A 10,629-nucleotide genomic window follows, 5' to 3' on the forward strand; every position below is an offset into this window, starting at 1 on the left:
AAATCTTAAAAGAAACCCTTCAGCAGAAATGTTGAAGGGTTTTCTTGGTTTATGGGCATTTTTTAGCCATTGAGCCGTTGGCATTTTCCACCATTAAGGGATTATTTGGGCGATGCTTTCTTAATGGCCTTAATCTCTTAATGGTAACAGGGGCTATAGCGCGTTATTAATAATCTTTACCATTTCTCCACCATTAAGGGATTAAGATAGTTTAGGGATTATTTCGACGAAACCTTCTTAATGGCCTTAATCACTTAATGGTAATAAGGGCTGCCTGGGTCTCTCTACCATTAAGGGGTTAAGAGAGTTAAGGGATTATTTGGGCGAAACCTTCTTAATGTCCTTAATCGCAATAGGGGCTATAGCGCGTTATTAGTAACCTTTATCATTTCTCCACCGTTAAGGGATTAAGATAGTTTAGGGATTATTTGGGCGAAACCTTCTTAATGGCGTTAATCTCTTAATGGTAACAGGGAATATAGGGCGTTATTAATAATCTTTACCATTTCTCCACCATTAAGGGATTAAGATAGTTAAGGGATTATTTGGGCGAAACCTTCTTAATGGCCTAATCACTTAATGGTAATAAGGGCTGCCTGGGTTTTTCTACCATTAAGGGGTTAAGAGAGTTAAGGGATTATTTGGGCGAAACCTTCTTAATGCCCTTAATCTCTTAATGGTAATAGGGGCTATAGCGCGTTATTAATAATCTTTACCATTTCTCTACCATTAAGGGGTTAAGAGAGTTAAGGGATTGTTAGGACGATGCTTTCTTAATGGCCTTAATCTCTTAATGGTAACAGGGGCTATAGCGCGTTATTAATAATCTTTACCATTTCTCCACCATTAAGGGATTAAGAGAGTTAAGGAACTTAAAGGATTATCAATTGGCATATCATAACCTCATGCAGCAGATTACACTGATTTACGCAAGGCCTTTCCATCGTCCATTTTACATTTGCCCTCTTCCATCACCCCAGTGCAGAACCCGATCTAAACGCTACAGCTTTGCGCTCCAAATAATCCAAAATTTAATCTTATTAAATATGCTTGCTACATTCGTTAACCTCTGCATTTAAGCATTTAATTGAATGTTAATAATTTAGGCTGCTTTTAAAACCGATTTGATGCTAAATATGTTAATATCACAAGGTTTGCCGTAATATTTGGTTATCTTTGTTGTTAACAATATATAAACAAAAGTAATGAGTTTTTTTGCAGATAAAAGAAGGGAAGTAATGGTGCATATAGAAAAGTATATGCTGGAGATGATGGATACCTATCTTAAACCAATTGATACTAACTGGCAACCGTCTGATTTTCTCCCTGATTCTACTAGTGATTCATTTTATCAAGATATTAGAATATTAAGGGATAACGCAAAGGACCTTTCTTACGATCTTGTGGCTGTATTGATCGGTGATACCATTACAGAAGAGGCTTTGCCTACTTACGAATCGTGGCTGGCGATGGTACAGGGGCCAAGTATGAAGGAAGATGGCGGCTGGATGAAGTGGAACAGACATTGGACTGCAGAGGAAAACCGTCATGGTGACTTGCTAAATAAATATTTGTACCTATCTGGCCGTGTTGACATGCGCCAAATGGAGATTTCTACTCAATATCTTATTGCTGATGGTTTCGATATTGGTACCGGTCACGATCCTTACCGTAACTTTATTTACACTTCTTTTCAGGAGATGGCAACCAATATTTCGCACAGAAGGGTTGCTTCTTTAGCCAAAAAAGATGGCGATACTTTATTGTCTAAAATGTGTGGTGTGATTGCTTCTGATGAGGCCAGACACGCAAAAGCATACAAGGATTTCATGAACCGTATTTTTGAGGTGGATCCTAACGAAGCGATGCTGGCTTTTGAAGATATGATGCGCCAGAAAATAGTAATGCCAGCACATTTTTTACGTGAAGTAGGTTTAAAGATCGGTCAAACATTTGGCCACTTTACTGATGCCGCACAACGTTTAGGTGTTTACACTGCGATTGATTATGTTGAAATTATGCAACAGTTAATTGTGGACTGGAAAATTGAAGGGATGCGCGATTTAAATGAAGCTGGTGAAAAAGCCCGCGATTATATTATGGCCTTACCTTCGCGTTTATTACGTGTGGCAGAAAGAATGAAAAACCCAACCATTGATTATAAATTTAGCTGGATTGCTGGATAACAGCAATTTTAATATATATGAACGCCTCCCGATGTAAAATCGGGAGGCTTTTTTTGTAAGCTGTAATTCCTTCATACTGAACTTGTTTCAGTATTTATCATGCTAAAATGTTCTTATCTCAATAAAAAACCTGATCCTGTTTAGCGAGGTTAAACCCATTCTTCAACATCTGTTTTTGCATAATCGGATCCCAAAGTAGAGGATTCGTATGATTGAAATGTATAAAAAAGACTTTATTTTTAATGTTACGATCCTCTTTGCTGAATAATGTTTCTGTTTCGGTGACCAATGGATGTGGCACCTCTGAAATAGGCCTGTTGCCCAGCTCTGCATTGCTGTAAAATGTAGCATCTAACATGGCGATATCTACTTTTTTTACTTCATCGATAATGCTTTTATCCCATTTGCTCCATTTATCGATATCTGGAATGAATAGGTACTTTTTCGTTGGTGTTTCGATCTTAAAACCAGCTGTTTCTGAATACTCGTCGCGATGGGGTACCGTAAAAGCTGTAATCTTATTTTCAGCTACATCAATGGGATCGTTTGCTTTAAGTTCGAGAAGGTTTATATTCTGCAGGGTAACCAGTTGGCTCCAAGGCCCATTTTGTGTTAGAAAAGCTTTGAATTTAGGAAGAACATACACTTTTAAATTGTGGGTAGCCATTACTTCCCTACCAAATTCCATCAAACCGGTATAATGACCGATGTGGGCGTGGGTAATAAATAAACCTTCTGGTAAATATGGATAGGCTTCATGTGTTTTTGTTCTAAAATCCTGAAGTTGCGCCTTAATATCGGGAGTAGCTTCAAAAAGCCACCATTTTTTTGTTTTTGGATCAACTAATGCAAGCGAAACGACACTTCTCCTTAATTTTTCATCTTTCCAGGCCATTTTACAGCAGGTTTTCTGACAGCCCATGTGTGGGTAGCCACCATCCTGAGCAACTCCCAAAACCATGATATAGGACGATTCAGGTATTTTTTGTGCCCAGGTATTGACCGAAAAAGCGATGATAAAAAATAATAATATTGCTCTCATTTACATGTTTCTCCTGTATTGACCACCCACTTCGTAAAGTGCTTTACTGATCTGACCTAATGAACAAATTTTGCATACTTCCATCAACTGGTCAAAAATATTATCACCCGCAATGGCCGATTTTTGGAGTTGCTTTAGGAGATCAGCTGAACGGTCTGCGTTACGGTCCTGAAATTTTTGCAAGGCCGAAATCTGGTATTGTTTTTCCTCTTCTGTTGCGCGGATTACTTCTCCGGGAACAATAGTAGGTGATCCATTTTTATTTAAAAATGTATTCACACCCACAATAGGATATTCACCTGTGTGTTTCAGCGTTTCGTAATACAAACTTTCTTCCTGGATTTTCCCGCGCTGATACATCGTTTCCATCGCACCTAAAACACCACCACGATCGTTGATGCGTTTAAATTCGGCAAGAACAGCATCTTCTACCAAATCGGTTAATTCTTCGATGATAAAAGCACCCTGTAAGGGATTTTCATTTTTGGCCAGGCCTAATTCTCTGTTAATGATCAACTGAATGGCCATAGCTCTCCTTACCGATTCTTCGGTAGGTGTGGTAATGGCTTCATCGTAAGCATTGGTGTGCAAGGAATTGCAGTTGTCGTATATCGCATAAAGTGCCTGTAAAGTGGTGCGGATATCATTAAAATCAATTTCCTGGGCATGTAGTGAACGACCAGAAGTTTGAATGTGGTATTTAAGCTTCTGTGAGCGATCATTTCCCTTATACTTATTCTTGATGGCTTTGGCCCAGATTCTTCTCGCTACGCGGCCAATAACTGCATATTCTGGGTCGATTCCGTTGGAAAAGAAGAATGATAAGTTAGGTGCAAAATCGTCTATATGCATGCCTCTGCTTAAATAATATTCTACAAAGGTAAATCCATTGCTTAGGGTAAAGGCCAATTGAGAAATGGGATTGGCACCAGCCTCAGCAATGTGATAACCTGAAATGGATACGGAATAGAAATTCCTGACCTTTTCGTCGATAAAATATTTCTGAATATCGCCCATCATCCGTAGGGCAAATTCGGTTGAGAAAATGCAGGTGTTTTGTGCCTGATCTTCCTTTAAAATATCAGCCTGAACCGTTCCGCGAACGGAGCTGATGGCTTTGGCCCTGATCTGTGCATATACATCAGCTGGTAAAACCTGATCTCCGGTAACACCGAGAAGCATTAAACCTAAACCGTCATTTCCTTCCGGTAATGTGCCACTATAACTTGGCCGAGGAATATTTTTAGCTTTGTAGATCGAATCAATTTTAGCCTCAACCTCTTCGGTTAAACCATTTTCTATGATGTATTTTTCACACTGTTGGTCGATTGCCGCATTCATGAAGAAGCCCAATAACATTGGCGCTGGTCCATTGATGGTCATGGATACAGAAGTTGAAGGCGCACAAAGATCAAAACCGGAATAGAGTTTTTTTGCATCATCCAAAGTGGCAATGCTTACTCCCGAGTTTCCGATTTTTCCATAAATATCTGGCCGGATGTGCGGATCTTCCCCATAGAGGGTAACCGAATCGAAAGCGGTAGATAAGCGGTGCGCCGGCTGGCCTAAGGAAACATAGTGAAAACGTTTATTGGTTCTTTCAGGCCCACCCTCTCCGGCAAACATCCTTGTCGGATCCTCGCCTTCTCTTTTTAACGGGAATACACCTGCTGCATAAGGGAATTCGCCCGGAAGGTTTTCGGTTAACAGCCACCTTAAAATATCACCCCAATCTTCATATCTCGGCAAGGAGACTTTGGGGATATTGAGTTTGGAAAGCGATTCGTAAAATAAAGGTTGTTTTATTTCTTTATCGCGGACTTTGTAAATGAAGAACTCTTCTTTATAGGCCCTTTTGGTATCAGGCCATTGGCGTAATAGGCGTCTGCATTCGCCATCTAATTGTTCTTCGAAGAAATTGTAAGTTGTATTTAAGCTCTTTGACATCCCGTCCTGCGGACACCCCTCTGGAAGAGGGGAATTATTATCATCTAATAGATCAATTACTCCTTTGAGTTGGTACATTTTCCGGGCAATCGTAGCTTGTTTATCTACCCACTCATTATACATCTGACTTGCTTCTGCGATTTCTGCCAAATAACGGATGCGATCGGGTGGGATGATATAGATTTTTTCAGACTGATCGGAAGTCAGTTCCATTTTGGCCTTAAAATCAGTTCCGGTTTTTAATTTAACTTGTTCCATTAAAGCCACAAAGAGGTTATTCATGCCCGGATCGTTAAATTGGGAGGCCATGGTGCCATAAACAGGTATTTCATCGTCCTTGGCGTCGAAAATGTTATGGTTACGCTTGTATTGTTTACGCACATCACGCAAGGCATCTAAGGCACCTCTTTTGTCGAATTTGTTGATGGCTACCAGATCAGCAAAATCCAACATGTCGATTTTCTCCAATTGCGTGGCCGCACCAAACTCGGGTGTCATTACATAAAGGGAAACATCGCAGTGTTCAGTAATTTCGGTATCCGATTGACCAATACCCGAGGTTTCTACAATAATTAAATCGTATCCTGCTGCTTTGCAGATATCGATACTTTCTTGTACATTCTTGGATAAAGCAAGGTTTGCCTGCCTGGTTGCTAAAGAACGCATATAAACCCTGGGATTGTTAATGGCGTTCATTCGGATACGGTCGCCAAGTAAAGCCCCGCCTGTTTTACGTTTGGAAGGATCGACAGAGATAATAGCTAAAGTTTTATCTTTCACTTCTACCAGAAAACGGCGTACGAGTTCATCAACTAAAGAGGATTTACCAGCTCCGCCAGTTCCTGTAATCCCTAAAATAGGGGCAGTATTATTCTTTGAAAGTTTTTTTAATTCATCTACAAATTTCTGGGCACCTTCGGGATCATTTTCTGCGACTGTAATGGCTCCGGCAATGGCTTTGATATCTTTTGTAGGAATGGTTTTGAGCTCGTTGGTGATATTGGCTTTGGTGATAAAATCGGTTTGGATCAGCATATCATTGATCATGCCCTGTAGACCCATTTTACGTCCATTATCCGGCGAGTAGATTTTAGAAATCCCATAAGCCTGTAGTTCTTCAATTTCTGATGGCAAAATTACGCCACCGCCACCCGCAAATATTTTAATATGGCCTGATCCTCTTTCTTGCAGGAGATCGTACATATATTTAAAGTATTCGATATGCCCGCCCTGATAAGAAGTCATTGCGATGCCCTGAACATCTTCCTGTATGGCACAGTTTACCACTTCATCAACCGATCTGTTGTGGCCAAGGTGGATCACTTCGGCCCCTGAAGATTGAAGGATACGGCGCATAATGTTAATCGTAGCGTCGTGCCCGTCGAAAAGGGAAGCAGCGGTTACAAAACGGATTTTATTTTTAGGCTTATAGATTTCTACTTGTTGCATACTATGGGATTTAAAGGATCGGTATGCTCTGGTTACCGGTCCCTGTTTCCAAAAATATTTGGTATGCAAATGTACTAAAATATGAAGCTTAAAGCACGAATACCCTATACCGTTATGGCTTTTGGTTCAGTTATAAATCCTGTCCGAATTGCAGCAAATAGCCATTGTTGTCGTAAATGGCAAACTCCCTCATGCCATATTCAAAATCTTCGGGCGGATAACAGATTTCGCACTGATTTTTTAAACTTTCCCAAAGTGCTGTTACCTCGTTTGTTTTAATGTAAAGTGAACCACTCATGATCGGTTTAGAAATGTTGCGGTGTGCGTTAGGTGTTGAAAACATGATTTCTATACCATCTTTTTGGAGCGTTAACCAGCTCAGGTCATCGAATTTTGCTAAACAGGTGAAGTTTAAAACTTCTGTATAAAATTTTAGCGTTGCTGGCATATCCTGCGATTCGAGCATGGGTGTAAGTTTGGTGGCGGTATATGTTGACATGATCTAAAATAGGGAAAATAGGAAATTTTCGCAATTTATCGTCATTTCGAGGGATAATTTATTGTATAAAGATTAATATGGACGACTGAGGAATTTAACGCAAATGACTCTCCTCAAATTGTCGTCATTGCGAGGCACGAAGCAATCTCAAAGCGCTCGTTAGTAGCGATAGTTGTAGGATTGCTTCGTCGTTCCTCCTCGCAATGACGATGCTTTTTAAGGACCTATCAACTCCGTTAAAACAAAAAAAACTATGCTGGAAAGCATAGTTTTTTAGAATTATTTGTTTGTAATCTCTGTAATCGGTTCTCCGACGGTTCCATTCGGGGTTTGGATATGAAGCAATGCGGCCAATGTTGGTGCAATGTCGGTCATATAATGCATTTTGTTTGTTGCTCCCGGTTTGATTCCCCAGCCCATAAAAACCAATGGAATGTGCGAATCGTAAGGGTTCCAGTTTCCATGTGTGGTACCTGTACTGCCACCATTAAACCAGTTTGGTTGTAAAACATAATAAATATCGCCGCTTCTACGGGCATTGTATCCATTGGTGATCATTTTTTTCTGGATTTCCTGAAGGGTAGACTGTGAGATTTTGGCAATATCAACTGCATTTTGGAAGCCATCTAATCTTTTCAAGAATTCAACAGATGCTGATTTAATCACATCGAAACTTACATCACCTTTGTCGGTTTTATCATGATCGAAGATGATTTGATTATTCATTGATTTTAGAACAACATTGTTGACTTTGAATTTTTCGTTTAAATATGTATTTAACTTGTTTGCAATATCTCTGTCGCTCACCACACCTGAAGGTAATTTGTTCTCCTGCATAAAACCTGGTACATGTGCTGCGCCGTGATCGGCTGTTAAAAATACGGTATAGTTTCCTTTACCTACTTTTTTATCCAGATAGTTGAAAAATTCTTCAAAATCTTTGTCTAAACGTAGGTAAGTATCTTCAGCTTCTACTGAATTTGGGCCATAAGCGTGACCAACATAATCGGTAGATGAGCAGCTTACCGCTAAGAAATCGGTGATGTTATCCTGTCCTAAATCTTCTGAAAGGATCGCCAGTTTAGCAAGATCTAAAGTGATCGTATTGCCGTAAGGCGTGCTTCTGATGGTATCAAAGTTTTTATCAATGTTTTGCGTAAGCTGATGCGGGAATGTGCTCGATTTCCCTTCATATGCTTTCTCATCTGCTGTACTATTTACATAGCTATTCATTGGATACAAAGTTTCCCAGTTTTTTGCATAAAACTTGTTCGCTAATTTTAGCTTATTGTAATCCGCAATCCAGCTTGGTACTTCTTTCATGTAATAGGTACTGGTAATCCAGTTTCCGGTGCTGCCCTGGTACCAATATGCTGCATTTGCGGCATGACCTGCAGGAAGGATCGAACCTCTGTCTTTTAATGAAATACCGATTACTTTACCTCTAAAGTTTGTCGCTAACCTTAACTCGTCGGTAATGGTAGTTGTTAACATATTTTTTGGCGACATGTTTCCTTCAGATGACGGCGTACTGCCAACCGTAGATACAGAAGAATCTTCAGTACAGTATACATTTTTTTTAGTTTCAGGATCGTACCAATCGTTGCCAATGATACCATGAACCGCAGGAACTGAACCAGTGTAGATACAGGTATGGCCACAAGCGGTGTAAGTTGGGGTATAAGGTATAAATGTATTTTCTACAGAAAAACCCTCGTTAATCAATCTTTTGAAACCACCATTGGTATAGCGGTTGTAGTAGCGGTATAGGTAATCCCAGCGCATTTGATCAACCACCAGGCCCACCACCAATTTAGGTCGGGCAACTTCAGCAGGAAATGCTTTTGGTTGTGCTGTGGATGTTTTTTTTGTTTGGGCTGAGGAGAGCGAGATCGATAAAATAGAAATGGAAAAGATTAGACAGGATATTTTCTTCATTATGTTTTAGTTAAAGGGCTAAAGTAATAAATTTAGGTAAAGCTACTTTGAAGTTTGTGTAAAGATTTTATATCGCTTCGGCTACCACAAAGGTGCTTCCGCCAATAAAAACCAGATCATTTGGATCGGCCGATTGGATGGCATGGTGTTTTGCTTCGGCAACAGAGGGATAACTGTTCCCTTTTAAATTGAATGTAGCTGCTTGTTCTTGTAGTTTGTCTGCAGCCAAACCGCGTTCTAAATCTGGTTTGCAGAAATAGTAGACCGCATTTTTAGGCATTAGGGATAAAACTTTAGAAATGTCTTTGTCGTTAACCATACCGAAAACAATGTGTAGGTTTTGATAAGGGGTTTGATTGATGTTTTTAATCACCTCGCTAATCCCGGCCTCGTTATGCCCGGTATCGCAGATCACCAATGGATTTTTGCCCAGAGTTTGCCACCTACCTTGCAAACCTGTTTGTTTTTTAACCTGACTTAATCCCTTGTATATTGCCTCCTGATCGGTTTTAATATCCGTTTTCTCGTTAAGTACAGCAAGTGTTTCTAAAACCGTTAAAATGTTTTTGTGTTGATAAACACCGGTAAGATCGCTTTGCATGTTTTTGTATTTGATTTTACCGTTCTGATAAACAGATAAGGATAGTTTTGTGTTCCTGATTTTAAAATCCTGTGCCTTTAAGACTGCATCAGCGAAAATAATTGGAGCGTGCTCTTCTTTTGCTTTATTGATGAAAACCGGAGCAGATTGCGTTTGTGTTTCACCGATCACTACAGGGATATTCTTTTTGATGATTCCTGCCTTTTCGCCAGCAATTTCGGCGAGTGTATTGCCCAGCATGTTCATGTGATCGAGGCTAATATTCGTAATGACCGAAATTTGCGGGGTGATGATGTTGGTAGAATCTAACCTTCCGCCTAAACCTACTTCGATTACGGCAACGTCTACCTGATGTTTTGCGAAATGATCGAATGCCATGGCAACGGTTACCTCGAAGAATGATGGTTCTGTTTTTATGATCAGTTGCTGTTGTTCTTTTACGAACGACACCACTTCGGTTTTGCCCATCATTTTTCCGTTAATGCGTATGCGCTCGCGGAAATCTTTTAAATGCGGAGAAGTATACAGTCCCGTTTTGTAACCCTGCGCTTGCAATACAGCAGCGAGCATGTGTGAGGTTGATCCTTTACCATTTGTACCGGCCACATGGATGCTTTTAAATTTATCCTGTGGATTGTTCAACGCTTCGCAAAGGATGATGGTATTGGTTAAATCTTTTTTGAACGCAGATGCGCCAACGCGGGTAAACATTGGGAGTTTACTGTATAAAAAATCAAGCGTTTGTTGGTAGTTCATAATATGCCTCAAATATAAGTTGACTGGAGTTATTATGGAACGAAAGGAGAAGATTTCTTCAGAAGTTTTAAAGGGTCTTGCGTGGGGATACTTCTTGTGGGGATGATGTGTAGTCAGATGTTACCATCTGACCGATATGTAGTTCATAACTGGTAGTTTATTTTATGTGTGCAGTCAGATGTTACTATCTGACTTGTATATTGGTTACTAT

At 40.0% G+C, this 10,629-nt stretch carries 6 protein-coding genes; 1 reads left to right on the plus strand and 5 read right to left on the minus strand.

What is annotated here, in order from left to right:
* The first annotated feature begins 1,205 nt into the window (after window positions 1-1,205).
* A complete protein-coding gene (locus R2S57_RS29685; protein ID WP_316848531.1) occupies window positions 1,206-2,186 on the plus strand; it encodes an acyl-ACP desaturase in 981 nt (326 codons plus the stop codon).
* 118 nt (window positions 2,187-2,304) lie between these two features.
* On the opposite strand, the gene R2S57_RS29690 is transcribed toward R2S57_RS29685, so the two are convergent.
* From R2S57_RS29690 to R2S57_RS29710, 5 genes are all read right to left on the minus strand, one after another.
* Window positions 2,305-3,228 (minus strand): MBL fold metallo-hydrolase, encoded by a 924-nt coding sequence (locus tag R2S57_RS29690; RefSeq protein ID WP_316848532.1) that lies wholly within the window; start codon window positions 3,226-3,228, stop codon window positions 2,305-2,307.
* Window positions 3,229-6,624, minus strand: a complete 3,396-nt coding sequence (locus R2S57_RS29695) for a methylmalonyl-CoA mutase family protein (RefSeq protein WP_316848533.1) — start codon at window positions 6,622-6,624, stop codon at window positions 3,229-3,231.
* Between the two features lie 130 nt (window positions 6,625-6,754).
* The gene (locus R2S57_RS29700) at window positions 6,755-7,123 is read right to left on the minus strand and encodes a VOC family protein (RefSeq protein WP_316848534.1); all 369 of its coding nucleotides are present in this window, start codon (window positions 7,121-7,123) and stop codon (window positions 6,755-6,757) included.
* 279 nt (window positions 7,124-7,402) lie between these two features.
* The gene (gene pafA / locus R2S57_RS29705) at window positions 7,403-9,061 is read right to left on the minus strand and encodes an alkaline phosphatase PafA (RefSeq protein WP_316848535.1); all 1,659 of its coding nucleotides are present in this window, start codon (window positions 9,059-9,061) and stop codon (window positions 7,403-7,405) included.
* 67 nt (window positions 9,062-9,128) lie between these two features.
* Window positions 9,129-10,418: a folylpolyglutamate synthase/dihydrofolate synthase family protein gene (locus R2S57_RS29710; RefSeq protein WP_316848536.1), complete on the minus strand. Its 1,290-nt coding sequence runs from the start codon at window positions 10,416-10,418 to the stop codon at window positions 9,129-9,131.
* Window positions 10,419-10,629 lie beyond the last annotated feature (211 nt).

Source organism: Pedobacter psychrodurus (assembly GCF_032678585.1).
Taxonomy (GTDB): Bacteria; Bacteroidota; Bacteroidia; order Sphingobacteriales; family Sphingobacteriaceae; genus Pedobacter; species Pedobacter psychrodurus_A.

Bases quoted from the DNA above. Each gene is read 5' to 3' on its own strand.
- R2S57_RS29700 (WP_316848534.1), bottom strand. From the start codon at position 7,123: ATGTCAACATATACCGCCACCAAACTTACACCCATGCTCGAATCGCAG.
- R2S57_RS29685 (WP_316848531.1), top strand. From the start codon at position 1,206: ATGAGTTTTTTTGCAGATAAAAGAAGGGAAGTAATGGTGCATATAGAA.
- R2S57_RS29710 (WP_316848536.1), bottom strand. From the start codon at position 10,418: ATGAACTACCAACAAACGCTTGATTTTTTATACAGTAAACTCCCAATG.
- pafA (WP_316848535.1), bottom strand. From the start codon at position 9,061: ATGAAGAAAATATCCTGTCTAATCTTTTCCATTTCTATTTTATCGATC.
- R2S57_RS29690 (WP_316848532.1), bottom strand. From the start codon at position 3,228: ATGAGAGCAATATTATTATTTTTTATCATCGCTTTTTCGGTCAATACC.
- R2S57_RS29695 (WP_316848533.1), bottom strand. From the start codon at position 6,624: ATGCAACAAGTAGAAATCTATAAGCCTAAAAATAAAATCCGTTTTGTA.